The organism is Actinoplanes subtropicus, from assembly GCF_000721705.1.
In the GTDB taxonomy this organism is placed as follows: domain Bacteria; phylum Actinomycetota; class Actinomycetes; order Mycobacteriales; family Micromonosporaceae; genus Actinoplanes; species Actinoplanes subtropicus.
Genome location: NZ_JOJL01000061.1, coordinates 1 through 16,556 on the forward strand (window position 1 = coordinate 1; position 16,556 = coordinate 16,556).

Here is a 16,556-nt window from a genome sequence, read left to right on the forward strand (position 1 = left end):
GGCACCGAGGGCATGCCCCGGCGGTACGCGGACTACCTGGCGTCGGACGGCTTCACCTTCCTGAACACGTTCTCGACGATCGGCTCGTTCGTCCTCGGCACCGCCACGCTCCCGTTCATCTACAATGTGTGGAAGTCGTACAAGGCCGGTCTGGTCGTGACCGCCGACGACCCCTGGGGACACGGCAACTCACTCGAGTGGGCCACGTCCACGCCCCCGCCGCTGCGCAACTTCGATCGCATGCCGCGCATCCGCTCGGAACGGCCCGCCTTCGACGCGAAGTTCCCGCACCTGGCGGCCGGCGAACAGTCCCTGGCCGGCCCGCCCGAGGGCGGCGCCCGCCCGCTCACGCACGAGTCCGACGGCGGCGCGACGTACCAGGAGGACCTCAGCACCGGCCACTGAGCGGTGCGAACGGCTCGATTCGAGGCGACGCACGTGCCGGCCACCGGCTACGACTTCGACTGATCGATCGCGGCGATCACCTGGCCGGGCGGCCGTGGCGATCATGCGGCCCGGCGCGGGATCATGCCTGCCATGCATGAGGTGACGGTGACCACGATGGCCGCGCGGCCCACGGCGGTCGTGCCCGCGGTGACCACGTGGGGCGAGTTCCCCCGGGTCTGGAAGGGCCTGCTCGACCAGGTGTGGGCGGCCCTGCACGCGGCCGGCATCACCCGCGGCTGCCCGAACGTCATGCTCTACCTCGACAACGTCCCGCACGTCGAGATCGGCGTCCTCTACGACGGCCCGCCGCTGGCCGAGCCGGTCGTCGCCTCGGAACTGCCCGCCGGCCGCGTCGCCTCGACCGTGCACCGCGGGCCGTACAGCGGGCTCGGCGCGGCGCACGACGCCGTCAAGACCTGGTGCGCTCGGCACGGCCTGGCCACGACCGGTCCGCGCTGGGAGGTCTACGGCCCGCACCACGACGACCCGGCCCGCCTCGAGGTCGAGGTGTGCTACCTCACGGAATGAGCCCGCCGTGGGCGCGTTGGCACGGGTTATGACGACTGTGGGATTCATCGGTAGCGGACTGATCGGTGGCACGGTGGCCCGGCTCGCGGTGGCGGCCGGCTACGACGTGGTGGTGAGCAACTCGCGCGGCCCCGAGACCCTCGCGGAGCTGGTCACCGAGCTGGGCCCGAAGGCCCGCGCCGCCACCGCCGCCGAGGCGGCCGAGGCCGGCGACATCGTGGTGGTGAGCGTGCCGTTCCACGCGCACACCCAGCTGCCGGTGGCGCAACTGGCCGGCAAGGTGGTGCTGGACACGAACAACTACTACCCGGAGCGGGACGGCGCCTTCGCCGAGCTCGACGAGGGCAAGCTGACCAGCGCCGAGCTCGAGCAGCGGCAGCTAAGCCCGGCCCGGCTGGTCAAGGTCTTCAACAACATCTTCCACGGGCACCTGGCCACACTGCCCCGCCCGGCCGGCGACGCCGAGCGCAGCTCGCTGACGATCGCCGGGGACGACGCCGCGGCGAAGCGCACGGCGACCGAGTTCCTGGACGCGATCGGTTACGACGCGGTGGACGTCGGCCCGCTCGCCGAGAGCTGGCGGGTGGAGCCGGGCCAGCCCGCGTACGGCCCGCCCTACGGCACCTGGCCGGAGCCGACCGGCACCCCGGCGAGCGCCGAGAAGGTCCGCGCCGCGGTGGCCGCCGCCCGGCGCTGAGGTTCGGCGCCCAGCCGGACGACCCGGTCGACCAGGGCGGCGATGCCGGGGCGGTGGGTGATCAGCAGGACGGTCCGGTCGGCGGCGGCGGCCAGCAGATCCTCGGTCAGCGCCGCCGCGGTCTCGTCGTCCAGGTGCTCGGTCGGCTCGTCCAGGATCAGGATCTCGAAGCCGGCCAGCAGCGCCCGGGCGAGCGCGAGCCGCCGGCGCTGACCGCCGGAGAGCGCCATGCCGTGCTCCCCCACCGCCGTCTCCAGGCCGTCGGGCAGCGTGTCGACCCAGTCCGCGAGCCGGGCCGAGGCAAGCGCTTTCCGCAATTCGTCGTCGGTGCCGGCGGGCCGGGCGATCCGCAGGTTGGCGGCGATCGTGGTGTCGAAGAGGTACGCGTCCTCCGGCAGGTAGCCGACCACCCTGCGCACCTCGGCCGGGTCGAGGGCCCGAAGGTCGACACCGCCGAGCGTGGCCCGGCCGGCGGTCGGGTCGAGGAACCGGACGAGCAGCGCGGCGACGGTGCTCTTGCCCGAGCCGCTCGGCCCGGTCAGCGCCACCCGGTCCCCCGGCGCCAGGGTCAGCGACACGTCGCGCAGCACCGGCCGCCCGGGCAGCCATCCGGCGTTCACATGGTCGAGCCGTAAGGTGTGCGGCCCGGCCGGCACGGCAGCCGCCGCGTCGGGCACGGCCACCGGCGAGGGCGCGTCAAGCACCTCGCGCAGCCGCCGCATCGAGGCCCGGCCGGCGGCGAGACGCTGGGCGGCCACCGGGAGCGCGCCGACCGTCTCGAACACGGCGAGTGGCGTCAGCACGACCACAGCCAGCAACTCCCCGGACAACACACCGCCACGCACCGCGACCGCGCCGGCGGCCAGCCCCACGAGCAGTGACATCCCGGTGGCCCCGGTGGTCACCGCCGCCGCGAGCCCGGCCAGGACGCCGGATCGCCGCTCGGCGCGGCGCAGTTCGGCCCCGGTCGCGGCGAGGGCGGCCAGCCGGGCCTCGACCGCGCCGTACGCGATCAGGTCGGGCAGCCCGTGCACCAGGTCGGCGGTCCCGGTCGCCAGCGCGCCCCGCAGCGGGGCGAGCCGCCCGTCGGCCCGCCGCGCCGCCCGCGCCTGCAGCACCGGCACCCCCACGCCGACCAGCAGGATCCCGAGCGCGAGGGCCACGCCGGCCGGAATGGACAGAGCACCGACCAGCAGCACCGAGCCGGCGCCGACGAGCAGGGCCACCGCGTACGGCAGCACGACCCGGGTGAGCAGGTCGAGCACCGCGTCCACGTCGCCGGCCAGCCGCTGCGCGAGGTCCGCGCGGCGGAAACCGGCCAGGCCGGCCGGGGCGACCTTCGCCAGGTGGGTGAAGACCTTGATCCGGGTACGCCCGAGCGCGCGCAACGCCGCGTCGTGGCCGGCGAGCCGTTCGGCGTAGCGCAGCACGCCCCGGCCGATGCCCAAGGCCCGCACCGCCACGATGGCCACCATCAGGTGCAGCACCGGCGGATGCAGAGCGGCCCGCGAGATCAGGAACGCCGAGGTAGCCATCAGCCCCGCGGCGGCCCCCGCCGCACCCGCCCCGGCCAGCACCGCCAGCAGAAACCGAGCCCTCATCGCACACCCGCCGGGGTGAGGTCGACGACCCGGTCGGCCAGCGCGATCAGCTCCGGCCGGTGCGCCGCCATCAGCACCGTCCGACCGGCGGCGAGCCGCCTGATCGCGCCCATCACCGAGCCGGCCGTCACCGCGTCGAGGTTGGCCGTCGGCTCGTCCAGCAGCACGATCGGCGCGTCCCGCAGGAAGGCCCGGGCCAGCGCGATCCGCTGCCGCTGCCCGGCCGAGAGCCCGGCCCCGTCGTCCCCGAGCACGGTGTCGTAGCCGTCCGGCAGGTCGACGACGAAGTGGTGCGCCCCCGCATCCCGGGCCGCCTGGACAATATCCGACATATCCGGCGAGCCGGCGCCTAATGCGATGTTTGCCCGGATTGTTCCCGCCACCAGATACGGCCGCTGCGGCACCCAGGCGATCGACGAACGCCACGCCGCGGCGTCGACGGTCGCGAGATCAACACCACCCACCGTGACCCGCCCGGAGTCACCGGACGCGAATCCGAGCAGCACATTCAACGCGGTCGACTTCCCCGACCCGCTCGGCCCGGTCAGCGCCACGACGGAACCGGGTTCGATGACGGTGGACAGGCGCAGGGCGTCCGCGTCCCGATGACGAACCACCACATCCTCGAATGCGATCGCCCCGAATGGCACCGGCGCCGAGCCGGACGATGGTGACGCCGACGAAAGGATCTCGAAGGCCGACGACGCCGCGGCCAGCCCCTCGGCGCTCGCGTGATAGTTCGCCCCCACCTGCCGCAGCGGCAGGTAGGCCTCCGGCGCCAGGATCAGCACCAGCAGCGCCGTCCGCAGATCGAGGTGCCCCGACACCAGCCGCAACCCGATCCCCACCGCGACCAGCGCCACCGACAGCGTGGCCAGCAATTCCAGGACCAAGGACGAAAGAAAAGCAATGCGGAGCGTACGCATGGTCACCCGCCGCTGTTCCTCCCCGACCCGGCGAATGTTCTCGATCTGCGCCCCCGCCCGCCCGAACACCTTGAGCGTCGACAACCCGGCCACCACGTCGAGGAAATGGTGCGACAGCCGGGCCAGAAGCCGGAACTGCCGCCGGTTGGCGGCCTCGGCGTGCATCCCGGCCAGCGCCATGAACACCGGAATGAGCGGCAGGGTCACCGCGACGGTCAGCGTCGCCGTCGGATCGGCCGGCGCCAATCGGACCAGCACCACGGCCGGCACCAGGGCCGCCAGCACCAACTGCGGCAGGTAGCGCGCGAAATAGGCGTCCAGCGCGTCCAGCCCGTGGGTCACCAGCGCGACGAGTTCGCCGGTCGCCGGTCCGCGGCCGGGCCCGAGGGCGGCCGCATGAGCCAACAGCCGCCCGCGGAGTTCCTGTTTGACGGCGGCCGACGAGTGGACCGCCGCCGTTTCCTGGGCCCAGCCGGCCGCCGCCCGTCCGGCAGTCACCGCCGCCAATGCGAGCAGCGCCGGCATCAGCGTGGTCACCGTGGCGCCGTCGAGAAAGACCGCGCTGATCCCGTACGCGAGAAGGGACGCCTGCCCGACGATGAGCACGGCCGACAGCACGCCCAGCGCCACCGTCGCCCCGAGATACCACCGGCTGGCCCGCGCGTACCGCAGCAGCCGGGGATCCAGCGGCCTCACGCCGGAATCTTCTCGACCGAGAGGCGCTTGCGGAACACCCAGTACGTCCAGCCCTGGTAAAGCAGCACGATCGGGGTGAAGCACACCGCCACCCAGGTCATCACCTTGAGCGTGTACGGCGTGGACGACGCATTGTGCACCGTCAAACTGTTGGCGGCCGCGATCGTCGACGGCATGACGTCCGGGAACAGCGTCACGAACAGTCCGAAGACGGCGAGCACCAGCGTCGCCCCGGTGGCCAGGAACGCCCAGCCCTCGCGCCGCGCCCGGGTCGCCACCGCCGCGCCGCCCAGGCAGAACGCCGCCGCCACGAAGAGCGCCAGGCCGACCCCGTCGCGGTGCGCGATCGCGGTCCAGGCCAGGAACCCGCCGGCCACCCCGATCGCCGCGGGCGCCAGCCGGGCGGCGAGCGCGCCGGCCCGTTCCCGCGTCTCGCCGTCGGTCTTGAGGGCGAGGAAAACCGCGCCGTGCAGCACGAAGAGCGTCAGCGTGGTCAGGCCGCCGGCCAGCGCGTACGGGTTCAGCAGGTCGAAGAACGTGCCGGCATATTCGTGGTGCTCGTCCAGGCGTACACCTCGAATGATGTTTCCGAAGGCCACACCCCAGAGAACGGCCGGAATCAGCGAGCCCGCGAAAATGCACCGGTCCCAGCGGCGCCGCCAGCGCTCGTCGTCCCGCTTGCCGCGGTATTCGAACGCGACCCCGCGGACGATCAGCGCCACCAGGATGATCAGCAGCGGCAGGTAGAAGCCCGAGAACAGCGTCGCGTACCACTCCGGAAAGGCGGCGAAGGTGGCGCCGCCGGCGACCAGCAGCCACACCTCGTTGCCGTCCCAGACCGGGCCGATGGTGTTGATGAGCAGCCGGCGCTCGCGATTGTCCCGGCCCAGCACCGGCAACAGGATGCCGACGCCGAAATCGAAGCCCTCGAGGAGGAAATAGCCGGCCCAGAGCACGGCGATGAGCGCGAACCAGACGGTGGTGAGCTCCATTTGTCGACTCCTGTGGTCAGTACGCGAACGCGAGCGGGCGGTCCGGCGACTCGTCGTCCGAGTCCGGCGGGATCTCGGGCGCACCGGCCCGGGCGTACTTGACGAACAGACCCACCTCGACGACGGCGAGAATGCCGTAGAGGACGGTCAGCACAATCAGTGAGATCGCCGCGTCGCCGGTGCTGACCGAGGGTGAGACGCTCTGCGCGGTCTTGAAGACACCGAAGACGGTCCAAGGCTGGCGGCCCATCTCGGTGAAGATCCAGCCGAACGAGTTGGCGGCGAGCGGGAGGCCGATCGCGATCACCCCGGCGAGCCAGAGCCAGCGGTTGCGCGGGGTCCGGCCGCCGCGGGTGGACCAGAGGGCGGCCAGCGCGACCAGGGCCGCCAGCCCGCCGAAGCCGATCATCAGCCGGAACGACCAGTAGGCGACCGGGATGTTCGGCTTGTAGTCGCCGGGACCGTACTTCCGCTCGTACGCACGCTGTAGGTTGTTGATTCCCTCGACGTTCCCGTCGGGCGTTCCGGTGGCGAGCAGCGACAGTACGTTGGGGATGCGCACGCTGAACACGTCGGCGTCGCCGTTGAGCGTGCCGACCGTGAAGATCGAGAAGCTGGCCGGCGCGGAGTCGTCCCAGAGCGCCTCGGCCGCGGCCATCTTCATCGGCTGCTGCTCGGTCATCACCCGGGCCTGCGCGTCGCCGGAGACGAAGACGGCGACCGCGGAGATCAGCACCACCCAGGCGCCGAGCTTGAGGCCGGGCCGGAACACCTCGGGCTGGTTGTGGCGCTTGAGGTGCCAGGCGCTGACCGCGAGCAGCACCGCGCCGGCGGTCAGGAAGCAGGCGCTGATCGTGTGCGGGAAGGTCACCAGCGTCGTCGAGTTGGTGAAGACCTGGCCGATGCTCTTCAGCTCGGCCCGGCCGGCGGCCTGGTTCACCTGGTAGCCGACCGGGTGCTGCATCCACGAGTTGGCCGCGAGGATGAAGTACGCCGAGAGCATCGTCCCGATCGAGGCCAGCCAGATCGTGGCGAGGTGCACGCGCTGGGGCAGCCGGTCCCAGCCGAAGATCCACAGTCCGAGGAACGTGGACTCCATGAAGAACGCGAGCAGCCCCTCGATCGCCAGCGGCGCGCCGAAGATGTCGCCGACGAACCGCGAGTAGGCGCTCCAGTTCATGCCGAACTGGAACTCCTGCACGATGCCGGTGACCACGCCCATCGTGAAGTTGATCAGGAACAGCTTGCCCCAGAACTTGGTGGCCCGCAGGTAATGCTCGTTGCCGGTCCGCACCCAGGCGGTCTGCAGGCCCGCCACCAGGGCCGACATGCCGATCGTGATCGGCACGAAGAGGAAGTGGTAGACGGTGGTGATCCCGAACTGCCACCGCGCCAGATCGAGCGTGTCCACGGGCGGGTCCTTTCCACGGGTTCGCCCAGGAGTCTTGCGATCAACCCGGCAGCGGCGGCAGGGCCGAAGGTCCCGTCAGCCGGTTTGGCCACCCGGCGCACCGCCTCACCCGTGATGGACGGTGTCCGCGATCTTCCGGCCCGATAGTGTGACCTCATGTCGGAGCGTGCGGAAGCGCCGTCGCTGGGCCTCGGCCCGCTGTCCCGGGTACGGCTCGACGAGCTGCTGCAGGAGATGCTCGACCGGGTCGGCGAGGTGATGGCCAGCCGGGAACGGCTGCGCGCCCTGCTCGACTCGGTGGTCGGCATCGGCACCGACCTCGACCTGCGCAGCACCCTGCAACGCATCGTCGAGTCCGGTTGCGCGCTGGTCGGCGCCCGGTACGGCGCGCTCGGCGTGATCGGCGCCGATCGCACCGAGCTGATCGACTTCATCACGCACGGCATCGACGCCGAAACCCACGCCCGGATCGGCGACCTGCCGCGCGGCCGCGGCGTGCTGGGGGTGCTGATCACCGATCCGCACCCGGTCCGGCTGCCGGACATCACCAGACATCCGCAGTCGTACGGGTTCCCGCCGCACCACCCGCCGATGCACTCCTTCCTGGGCGTCCCGGTGCGCATCCGGGACCACGTCTTCGGCAACCTGTACCTGGCCGAGAAGCAGGGCGCCGCCGAGTTCAGCCAGGACGACGAGGAGATCGTGGTGGCCCTGGCGGCCGCGGCCGGCGTGGCGATCGACAACGCCCGGCTCTACGCGCTGGCCCAGCGCCGGGAACGCTGGCTGGCCGCCGCGGCCGAGATCACCGGGGTGCTGCTGGGCCAGGTGCGCCGCAACGAGGCGCTGCGGCTGATCGCCCGGCGGGCCCGCGAGGTGGCCGGCTCCGAGCTGGTCATGGTGCTGCTCTACGACGACGAGGCCGGCTGTTACACGATCGAGGTGGCCGACGGCGCCGACGGGCTGGCCGGCCGGCGCGTCCCGGCCGGCGCGGACACCGAGCTGGGCCAGGAGAAGTACCGGGTGGTGGAGAGCCTCGCCGCGGTCACCGACTGGCCGGCGCCGGTCCCGGAGGGGCCCGCGCTGGCCGCGCCGCTGACCGCCACCGAGACGCTGCGCGGCATGCTGATCGTCGCCCAGCCGCCCGATCGGGTCCCCGACGACGAGGAGGCGGTGCTGCTGTCCACCTTCGCCGGTCAGGCGGCGCTCGCCCTGGAGCGGGCCCGGGCGCAGGAGCAGCGGGAGCAGTTCGCGGTGCTGGAGGACCGCGAACGGATCGCCCGGGACCTGCACGACGTGGTGATCCAGCGGCTGTTCGCCACCGGCATGCAGTTGCAGGGCGCGGTGCCGCACGCGGCCCGGCCCGAGGCGGTGACCCGGATCAACGCGGCCGTCGACGACCTGGACGCCACGATCCGCGACATCCGGCGGTCGATCTTCGAATTGCGTACGCCGGTGGGGCCCTCCCTGCGCGGCGAGTTGCACGAGACGGTCGAGGCGGCCGCCGGGCCCCTGGGGTTCCGGCCGGTGCTGGACACGATCGGCCCGGTGGACAGCGCTGTCCCGGACGACATCGTGCCCGAGCTGATGGCGGTGCTGCGGGAGGCGTTGGCGAACGTCGCCCGGCACGCCCAGGCGTCCCGGGTGCGGGTGTCGGTGCGCGCGGGAGAGCACGAGGTCGTGCTGCGGGTGGAGGACGACGGGATCGGGGCGGACCCGGCCGGCGCCCGCGGCGGGATCGTGAACATGAGCGAGCGCGCCAGCGACCTGGGTGGCACCTTCGAGATCACCGCCGGGCCGAACGGCGCGGGGACCGTGGTGACCTGGCGGGCGCCGATCGAGTAAGGGACCTTCGGCCCTGGGCGCGTGCTGATCCCGTACGCCATCGTTGGTGTCATGACAGCGCTCGAAGACGCGGCCCGGGCGGCCCAGCACGCACCGTCGGTTTTCAACACCCAGCCGTGGTCCTGGCGGATCACCGGGACCACGATGGAGCTGTTCGCGGACCCGGCGCGGCAGCTCGACGCGGTCGACAAGCAGGGGCGGCTGCTGCTGCTCAGCTGTGGTGCGGCGCTGCACCATGCCCGGGTGGCGCTCGCCGCCGCCGGACGCGCAGTGTCCGTTTCACGAGAGATTTCCGGAAATTTCCTGGCAAGGATTCAGGTCGAGGGTCCGGCCGCCCCCACGATGGTTGATCTTGCGGCGGCCATTCCCGAGCGGCACAGCGATCGGCGCTCGTTCGGCGGGCAAGCGGTTACCGAGGAGGAGCTGACCACGCTGCGCCGGCTGGTCGAGGCGGAGGGTGCCTACCTTCATGTGGTACGCCCGGACCAGGTCGCCGAGCTCGGCATCAGCGCCGAGCGGGCCGCCGCCGCCGAGCGCGACGACCCCGCCTACCAGGCCGAACTCGCCCGCTGGACCAACCGGCCGGACTTCACCGGCGACGGCGTGCCGCCCGCGGCCGGCGTCCGGCAGGAGCTGCGCCGGGTGCCGATCCGCGACTTCGACCCGGCCGGTTCCGCCGCGCTGCCCAGCGGGGACGAGCATGACCAGGGCACGGCGTACGTGATCCTGTTCGGTCGTTCGGACACGCCCACCGAGCTGCTGCGCGGCGGCGAGGCGCTCTCCGCGCTGCTGCTGCGGGCCACCGCCGACGGCCTGTCCACCTCGGTGATCAGCGACGCGATCGAGGTGGAGTGGCCGCGCACGCTGGTGCGCGGGCTGATCTCCGGCATCGGCGAGCCGTACGTGGTGGTCCGCCTCGGCTACCTGCCGGACGCGCCGCCCCCGCCGCCGACCCCGCGCCGCGATCCGCGTGACGTGATCACCGTCGTCGAGCAGCAGTGACCGGTTACTCGGTGGAGGATCTCCACCGGGCGTCCGCCGCCGGGGTCCGCGCGCCGTCGCTGCACAACAGCCAGCCGTGGCGCTTCCGGCTGACCGGCGGCGCGATCGAGATCCTGGCCGACCCGTCGCGCAGCGTGCCCGTCGTCGACCACGACGGCTGGGCCACCCGGATCGCCTGCGGTGCGGCCACCTACAACGCCCGGCTGGCGCTCGCGGCCGCCGGGCGTCCCGCGACGGTCCGGTTGCACCCCTCCCCCGGCGTGATCGCCCGGCTGGCCCTCCTCGGGTTGCGGCCGCCGACCGAGGCCGAGCGGGAGCTCTACGCGGCGATCCCGCGCCGGCATTCCAACCGCGGCCCGTTCTGGCCCGACCCGGTGCCGTCCGGGATCCGGGCCCGGCTGATCGCCGCCGCAGGCGACGAGGGCGGCTGGCTCGACCTGCTGGTCGGCACGACCGCGCTGACCGGGTTCGCCGAGATCGCGCGGAGCGCCGACCGGGTGCTGCGCCGGGACAGCGCTTACCAGCAGGCCCTCGCGTCGCTGCGGGAGGCCGTGCCGATCGCCGCCGGCGCGCCGCTGCCCGAGCCGTCCGACCTGCTGCCGCAGCGGCTTTTCAACGACCGGCGACGGGCGGACGGGCAGGACTACGAGCCGGAGCCGCTGATCGGCATCGTCGGCTCGCCCGGCGACCTCCCGGTGGACCAGACGGTGGCCGGCCAGGCGCTGCAGCGGGTGCTGCTCACCGCCGTCGCGGCCGGCCTGGAGACGTCGATGATCAGTCAGCCGATCGAGGTGCCGGCCGCCCGCGGCCAGCTGCGCCGGTCGCTGGGCCGCAGTGGGTTCCCGCAGATCGTGGTGCGCTTCGGGTACGGCACGCCGGGCGTGCCGACGCCGCGCCGGGAACCGGCCGAGGTGGTTCGGGACTTTGGTCCCGGGACGGCCGGTAGCGACGGCCCGGCTGGTACGGAAGGGGCCGGAGCAGAGTCAGAGGCGTAGGAGATGACTCGAAGGAGAGCGCCACGACGATCACCGGCCGGACCCACGCGGCCCACCTCGAGCAGGTCGAGGCCCCCGGTTCCATGCTCACCCACGCCGCCGCCCGGACCCTCGCCGTGCTGGGGGTCGCCCTCGGATTCGTCTTGGCCGGCTCTGGGCCCGGCTGCCGCTGGTGCGGAAGAACCGCTGGCTCGTCTGCAGGTCCCTCCCCGATGCCCTGCCGGTCTTCCCGGCAGGGCATTTTCGCGTGTCAGGGCCATCTCTCTTCTCGGGCCATCTCTCTTCTCGGGCCATCTCTCTTCTCGGGCCATCTCTCTTCTCGGGCCATCTCTCTTCTCGGGCCCCGAGATCTGCGGCGGGGTGGGGGTGATGCCCTTGTCGCGCTGCTTGAGGAAGGCGGGCAGGGCGGTGAAGGTGACGATCCTGGTGTCGGTGCCGCCCAGCGTGGCCAGCACGACGACCTTCGCCTTCGGGTCGACCGGCAGGGTCCGCAGCTTCTTGTTGTTGTTGACGATCAGGTAGTCGTTGTCCGGGCCGTCGGGCTGATCGGGGTGCTCCTTCTTCCACTCGGCCTTGGCCGCGGCGCCGGTCAGAAACTCGATCAGGTCGAACGTGGTCGTCTTCTTGGCGGTGTCCAGGCCGGTCAGGTAGACGGCGCTGCGGCCGTCGGGCAACGTGGGCGCGGCGCCGGCGGAGTCGCCCGAGACGCCGGTGGCGTTGATGGCTTTTCCGGGAGCGTCGCCCGTGCCCGCGCTCGCCCCCGCATTCGCGCCCGTCCGGGAATTCGCGCCGGCTCCGGAATCCGCGGACGTTCCGGCAGCCGCGTTCTGCCCGGCGGCCGCGCTCGACGGCGATCCCGATCCACCGCAGGCGGACGTCCCGCTCAGTGTGAGCGCCACCGCGGCCACCCCACCCGCGGCACGAATCCACACCCTTACCGATCTCATCTCTTCTCCTGCCTCGACGACCCTGTGCGGGACAGGATGAAGCGAACACGTGGGGGTGTGTGGGCCGCGTCCCCCTTCTGGCGCGAAAGGGTGACCGACGGACCACATCGCGGCGACGGTTCCCGGCCGGTCCCTCCCGGCGCCGGTCAGTGAGCGATCAGCACCCCGCCGACGCCGGTATGGCCGTCCGGGGCTCCCACGAACTCGACGGTCACGTCCGATCGGAAGTGGTCGCCCAGGACGGAAGCGATCGCCTCTGTGACGCCGGCGGTCAGGCGGGACAGGATCTCCGCGGCGTCGGGACGATCGAAGACGGTTGCGCGGATGCCGAACGTGACCCGCGGGGCCGGCGCATCGATCGGCCTGCCGCCCTGACCCCAGCGGCCCGGCGGCACTCCGATCAGCAGGACGACGGCGATCTCGCGAGCCCACTCGCCGTACACCTCGACGACCGCCTCGGTCAGGGCCGCGATCAACGGCGCCTCGCGGCCGGCCAGGGCGGGCTCGGGCGCGTACACGGTGAGGTGCGGCATGGCGTACCCCTAAGATGGTTTTGATGTCAAATTGCCTTTGATGACAAAGCTAAAGGGGTGGACGCAGGGTGTCAACCGACGACGCCGTCCGCGAGCTGATCATGCTGTTCCCGCGGCTGGTCGGGCGCGCCAAGCGAATCACGCCGCCCGATCAGTTGCGATCGTTCGAGCTGGCGCCGCGGCACCTGTCGCTGCTGTCGCTGCTGCTGCTCGACGGCCCGCAGACCGTGTCGCAGTTGGCCGCGCGCCTGGAGGTGGCGCCGACGACGGTGAGCCTGCTGGTCGCCGACCTGAGCCGCAAGGGCGTGCTGGACCGCCGGGAGGACGACGACGACCGGCGCCGGCGAATCGTCGACATCACCGAACAGTCGAGGCCGGCCGTCTCGGAGTGGCTGTCACCGTTCGCGCAGGCGTGGCGCCAGGTGCTGGAAACGCTCACGACCGATCAGCAGCGGCTGGTCGTGAACACCCTGCTCGCCTACGAGGCGGCCGTGTCCGACGCCGCGAGTTAGGTCGCCGCTGAAGCGGACGTTCCTCGTCGTGACCGATGCCGCTACGGTGACGCGGTGCGGTCGATACGGGGATTGGTTGCGGCGGCGTTGACCGGGTTGGCGCTGGGTGCCGGGACGGGCTTCGCCGACAGCGTTCCGCCCATCCTGAACGAGGTCGGCAAGGCCCGGGCCGACCGGAGCGGATGGTCGCAGGCGTCGGAGTTCGTCAGCCTGATCCTGGACTCGGGCTGGGCCTGGGCGGCGACCGCGGTGCTGGCGGGATGGTTGGTGAGCCGCGCGCGACAGCCACCACCGACGGGCACGCCGGCGAGCGCCTCCGCGGCAGTGGCGGTAGCGGGCAACCCGCCGCGGCCGTTCTTGGGCGCCCTGGCGGGATTTGTCGCGCTCTCGATGGCGACGGTCGCCTTCTACGGGGTCCAAGGATTGTTCGCCGACGGCTGGGACGGCTGGTCGTACCAGGTGCGGTTCTGGCTGGTCCGGGCGCTCGTGCTCGGCATGCCGCTCGGGGCGCTCGGCGTGCTGGCCCGACGGGGCGGGATCACGGGAGCACTGGCGGCTCTGGTGGTGCCGCTCGGCGCGGTACTCAACCTGATCGTGTTGCCGTTGCCGGGCGATAGCCGGATGGCCGGACCTGTCGCGGTAACGATCTGGACGGGCGCGGTCCTCGGAGTGGTCCTGATCCTGCTTCGGCTTGTTCGTGAGCGAATGAGACCAGTCTTGCCGCCAGACGCCGCGAGCAGCCAGGCAACGCGCAAAGCCGGAATGCTCCCGAAGTTCAGGGGCCCGGGCGCCGTCCGGCCGTGAGCGCTCACGATGTCCGGCAGCTCAAGGGCTGCGCGACCGTGAGCGCTCACGGAGCGACGAGGAGCCGCCAGGCCGGAAGGCCGGTCACGAACGCTCAGAGCCGCAAGCTGTCTGGACTGATACGCGGCAGACCAGCGTGACCGATCAGGAGCAGTCACGGCCACGGCCGTCAGGCTGATTCGCGGCGGATCAGCGTGAACGGTCGGGAGCGCTCACGGCCAAGTTCGGTCAGGCTGATTCGCGGCGTACCAGGGTTGTCGGGAGCACCCGGGACGAGACCGGCCGGCCGCCGATCCGATCCAGGAGGATCTCGACCAGCTCGCCGGCCACCTGCGACAACGGCTGCCGGATGGTGGTCAGCGGTGGAGTCGTGGCGGCCGCGATCGTCGAGTCGTCGAAGCCGCCGACCAGGACGTCCTCGGGCACCCGGCGGCCGGCCGCGGCCAGCGCCTGCAACGCCCCGACGGCCAGCAGATCCGACGCGACGAACACCGCGTCCAGGTCGGGTGCGGTTCGCAGCAGCTGGCTCATCGCCTCTCGGCCGGCCTCGATGCTGTACGCCGCGGCGCAGACGATCGCCCGCCTGTTCGCCCGGCGGCCGAGCACGTCCTTGAAGCCGGCCAGCCGCTCCACTCCGCCGGCCGTGTCGCCCGGGCCGGCCACCATCGCGAGGCGCCGTGCACCCTGTGCCACCAGGTACTGCGTCATTGTTCGGGCCCCGCCCCGGTCGTCGGCGCCGACGTACGGCAGCGGCGGGCCGCCGACCGGCGCCCGCCCGCACACGACGACCGGCACGCTCGTGTCGACCAGCGCGGCGGCCAGCGGATCGCCGTCGTGCATGGACACCAGCAGCACGCCGTCGACGTGGCCGCCGCGCGCGAAGTCGAGCACCCGGTCGCGCTCCTCGGGCGTGCCCGCGAGCATCAGCATCAGGCTGCGCCCGTGCACACCGAGCAGTTGCGTGCACAGTCGCAGCAGGCCGCCCAGCACCGGGTCCTCGAACAGGCGGTCCGGCGGCTCGGACAGCACGAACGCGATCGCCCCCGATCGCTTGGTGACCAGGCTGCGGGCGCTCTCGTTCGGCACGTACCCGGTCTGCCGCATCGCCTCGCGGACCGCCTGCTGCGAGGCGGCGCTCACGTGGTGGGCGCCGTTGAGCACACGCGAGACCGTGCCGCGGGAGACGCCGGCGATGGACGCGACGTCCTCCATGGTGGGGCCGCGGCGCTGGGCCCGGCGGGCGGCGCCGCGCGATTTCGGGTGTGCGGGCGCGTCGTCCGGCATCGTCGCCTGTCCTTCCTCGCGTGGAACGCCTGCACGATAGCCCGCCGACGGCGGAGTACGCCCTTGACATTCGCGGTACGACATAAGACCGTGAGCGCTCACGGTCTCCCGCATCCTGGAGGTCATCGATGCCGTCCGCTCTCAGCCGCCGCGGTTTTCTCGCCGGGGCCGGCGGAATAGCCCTGTCCACGCTCGTTCCCGCGCAAGCGTTCGCGGCCGCCAAGCCATCCACCGCGCTCGCCACCGGGCCATCCACCGCGTCTGCCGCCAAACCGCCGGCCGCGCTCGGCATTCGCGGCGCCGACCTGTCCTTCCTGCCGCAGCTGGAGGAGGCCGGCGTCAAGTACACCGATCCGGCCGGCCACGTCCGACCGGCCGAGGAGATCCTGGCCCGGCAGGGCGCGAACTTCATGCGCATGCGCGTCTGGGTCGACCCACCGGCCGGCTACAGCGACAAGGCCCGCGCGCTCGCCCTCGCCAGGCGGGCCAAGCGAGCCGGCCTGAAGATCCTGCTCGACCCGCACTACTCCGACTTCTGGGCCGACCCCGGCAAGCAGTACCCGCCCGCGAGCTGGCCCACCGATCTCGCGAGCCTCAAGGTCAAGATCAAGACCTACACCCGTTCCCTCGTACGCGAATTCGCCGCCCAGGGCACGCCGGTCGACATCATCCAGATCGGCAACGAGATCACGAACGGCCTCCTGTGGCCGGCCGGCCAGCTGTACCTGCCGGACGGCACCCAGCAGTGGGAGGCGTTCACCGACCTGCTCAAGGCCGGCACCGAGGGCGCGCTCGAGGGCTGCGGCGGCCACCGCCCGCGCACCATGTTGCACATCGACAAGGGCGGCCTGATGGGCGACACCCGGTGGTTCTTCGACAACGTGAGCGCTCACGGCGTCCCGTTCGACATCATCGGCCAGTCGTACTACCCGATGTGGCACGGCTCGATCGCCGACCTCGAGGCCAACCTGAACGACTCGGTGAGCCGCTACGGCAAGCCGGTGCTGCTCGCCGAGGTCTCCTACCCCTGGACGTTCGAGGACGGCGACGGCCGCGGCAACATCGTCGGCCCGGGCACCTACCTCCCCGACGCGGACCGCTTCCCGGCGACCCCGGCCGGCCAGGCCGCGTTCTACGAGGCGGTGCGGGACGTGCTGGCCCAGGTGCCGGACGGGAAGGGCCTCGGCTTCATGGTCTGGGAGCCGGAGTGGATCCCGGGGGTCGGCTGGGAGCCGGGCGCCGAGGCCTCCAACGACAACCTGACCCAGTTCGACTTCACCGGCCACGCCCTCCCGTCGCTCCGCGCCTACCGCCGTCCCTGACCGCCATCGCCCTGCTC

Annotated in this window: 14 protein-coding genes and 1 pseudogene; 9 read left to right on the forward strand and 6 right to left on the reverse strand. The window is 72.3% G+C overall.

Annotated features, from left to right (window positions below):
- The 3 genes and pseudogenes from IH26_RS0149585 to IH26_RS0149595 all read left to right on the forward strand — a co-directional run.
- Positions 1-405: pseudogene (locus tag IH26_RS0149585) on the forward strand (aa3-type cytochrome oxidase subunit I); the annotation flags it as partial.
- 132 nt (positions 406-537) lie between these two features.
- Positions 538-975: a GyrI-like domain-containing protein gene (locus IH26_RS0149590; RefSeq protein WP_030443309.1), complete on the forward strand. Its 438-nt coding sequence runs from the start codon at positions 538-540 to the stop codon at positions 973-975.
- A gap of 28 nt (positions 976-1,003) precedes the next feature.
- Positions 1,004-1,672 carry an NADPH-dependent F420 reductase gene (locus tag IH26_RS0149595; protein ID WP_030443310.1) on the forward strand — a complete coding sequence of 223 codons (669 nt, stop codon included), beginning with the start codon at positions 1,004-1,006 and terminating at the stop codon, positions 1,670-1,672.
- Here the strand turns inward: IH26_RS0149595 and cydC are convergent.
- From cydC to IH26_RS0149615, 4 genes are read right to left on the reverse strand one after another with little or no spacing between them, the layout of a single operon-like run.
- Complete coding sequence (gene cydC, locus IH26_RS0149600; protein WP_063763906.1) at positions 1,591-3,273, reverse strand: thiol reductant ABC exporter subunit CydC; 1,683 nt, start codon at positions 3,271-3,273, stop codon at positions 1,591-1,593. The two genes, IH26_RS0149595 and cydC, sit on opposite strands and share 82 nt — an antisense overlap.
- Positions 3,270-4,895, reverse strand: a complete 1,626-nt coding sequence (cydD, locus tag IH26_RS0149605; protein WP_030443312.1) for a thiol reductant ABC exporter subunit CydD — start codon at positions 4,893-4,895, stop codon at positions 3,270-3,272. Before cydD ends, cydC begins: the two co-directional genes overlap by 4 nt.
- Positions 4,892-5,887, reverse strand: a complete 996-nt coding sequence (gene cydB / locus IH26_RS0149610; protein ID WP_030443313.1) for a cytochrome d ubiquinol oxidase subunit II — start codon at positions 5,885-5,887, stop codon at positions 4,892-4,894. Before cydB ends, cydD begins: the two co-directional genes overlap by 4 nt.
- A 16-nt stretch (positions 5,888-5,903) precedes the next feature.
- Positions 5,904-7,298, reverse strand: coding sequence for a cytochrome ubiquinol oxidase subunit I (locus tag IH26_RS0149615; RefSeq protein WP_030443314.1), 1,395 nt, complete (start codon positions 7,296-7,298; stop codon positions 5,904-5,906).
- A 156-nt stretch (positions 7,299-7,454) separates the two neighbouring features.
- Here IH26_RS0149615 and IH26_RS0149620 point away from each other — a divergent pair, with 156 nt between their 5' ends.
- From IH26_RS0149620 to IH26_RS0149630, 3 genes are read left to right on the forward strand one after another with little or no spacing between them, the layout of a single operon-like run.
- A complete protein-coding gene (locus tag IH26_RS0149620; RefSeq protein ID WP_030443315.1) occupies positions 7,455-9,140 on the forward strand; it encodes a GAF domain-containing sensor histidine kinase in 1,686 nt (561 codons plus the stop codon).
- Between the two features lie 51 nt (positions 9,141-9,191).
- Positions 9,192-10,142: an Acg family FMN-binding oxidoreductase gene (locus IH26_RS0149625; protein ID WP_034217927.1), complete on the forward strand. Its 951-nt coding sequence runs from the start codon at positions 9,192-9,194 to the stop codon at positions 10,140-10,142.
- An 11-nt stretch (positions 10,143-10,153) separates the two neighbouring features.
- Positions 10,154-11,137, forward strand: coding sequence for an Acg family FMN-binding oxidoreductase (locus tag IH26_RS0149630; protein ID WP_245666043.1), 984 nt, complete (start codon positions 10,154-10,156; stop codon positions 11,135-11,137).
- Between the two features lie 1,093 nt (positions 11,138-12,230).
- Here IH26_RS0149630 and IH26_RS0149640 read toward each other — a convergent pair.
- Positions 12,231-12,617 carry a tautomerase family protein gene (locus tag IH26_RS0149640; RefSeq protein ID WP_030443318.1) on the reverse strand — a complete coding sequence of 129 codons (387 nt, stop codon included), beginning with the start codon at positions 12,615-12,617 and terminating at the stop codon, positions 12,231-12,233.
- A gap of 68 nt (positions 12,618-12,685) precedes the next feature.
- Here IH26_RS0149640 and IH26_RS0149645 point away from each other — a divergent pair, with 68 nt between their 5' ends.
- Positions 12,686-13,129, forward strand: a complete 444-nt coding sequence (locus IH26_RS0149645; protein ID WP_030443319.1) for a MarR family winged helix-turn-helix transcriptional regulator — start codon at positions 12,686-12,688, stop codon at positions 13,127-13,129.
- A gap of 87 nt (positions 13,130-13,216) precedes the next feature.
- On the forward strand, positions 13,217-13,933 hold the full coding sequence (locus IH26_RS0149650) for a hypothetical protein (protein ID WP_157437823.1): 717 nt from the start codon (positions 13,217-13,219) through the stop codon (positions 13,931-13,933).
- Between the two features lie 228 nt (positions 13,934-14,161).
- Here IH26_RS0149650 and IH26_RS0149655 read toward each other — a convergent pair whose 3' ends face one another.
- Positions 14,162-15,217 carry a LacI family DNA-binding transcriptional regulator gene (locus IH26_RS0149655; RefSeq protein ID WP_030443321.1) on the reverse strand — a complete coding sequence of 352 codons (1,056 nt, stop codon included), beginning with the start codon at positions 15,215-15,217 and terminating at the stop codon, positions 14,162-14,164.
- Positions 15,218-15,345: 128 nt separating this feature from the next.
- Between IH26_RS0149655 and IH26_RS0149660 the strand changes: the two genes are divergently transcribed.
- On the forward strand, positions 15,346-16,539 hold the full coding sequence (locus IH26_RS0149660; protein ID WP_051809958.1) for a glycoside hydrolase family 53 protein: 1,194 nt from the start codon (positions 15,346-15,348) through the stop codon (positions 16,537-16,539).
- The last annotated feature ends 17 nt before the right edge of the window (positions 16,540-16,556 follow it).

What these genes read in the sequence shown, in the direction of transcription:
- IH26_RS0149590 (WP_030443309.1), top strand. Translation starts at nt 538, where the DNA reads ATGCATGAGGTGACGGTGACCACGATGGCCGCGCGGCCCACGGCGGTC.
- IH26_RS0149595 (WP_030443310.1), top strand. Translation starts at nt 1,004, where the DNA reads ATGACGACTGTGGGATTCATCGGTAGCGGACTGATCGGTGGCACGGTG.
- cydC (WP_063763906.1), bottom strand. Translation starts at nt 3,273, where the DNA reads ATGAGGGCTCGGTTTCTGCTGGCGGTGCTGGCCGGGGCGGGTGCGGCG.
- cydB (WP_030443313.1), bottom strand. Translation starts at nt 5,887, where the DNA reads ATGGAGCTCACCACCGTCTGGTTCGCGCTCATCGCCGTGCTCTGGGCC.
- IH26_RS0149620 (WP_030443315.1), top strand. Translation starts at nt 7,455, where the DNA reads ATGTCGGAGCGTGCGGAAGCGCCGTCGCTGGGCCTCGGCCCGCTGTCC.
- IH26_RS0149625 (WP_034217927.1), top strand. Translation starts at nt 9,192, where the DNA reads ATGACAGCGCTCGAAGACGCGGCCCGGGCGGCCCAGCACGCACCGTCG.
- IH26_RS0149640 (WP_030443318.1), bottom strand. Translation starts at nt 12,617, where the DNA reads ATGCCGCACCTCACCGTGTACGCGCCCGAGCCCGCCCTGGCCGGCCGC.
- IH26_RS0149655 (WP_030443321.1), bottom strand. Translation starts at nt 15,217, where the DNA reads ATGCCGGACGACGCGCCCGCACACCCGAAATCGCGCGGCGCCGCCCGC.
- IH26_RS0149660 (WP_051809958.1), top strand. Translation starts at nt 15,346, where the DNA reads ATGCCGTCCGCTCTCAGCCGCCGCGGTTTTCTCGCCGGGGCCGGCGGA.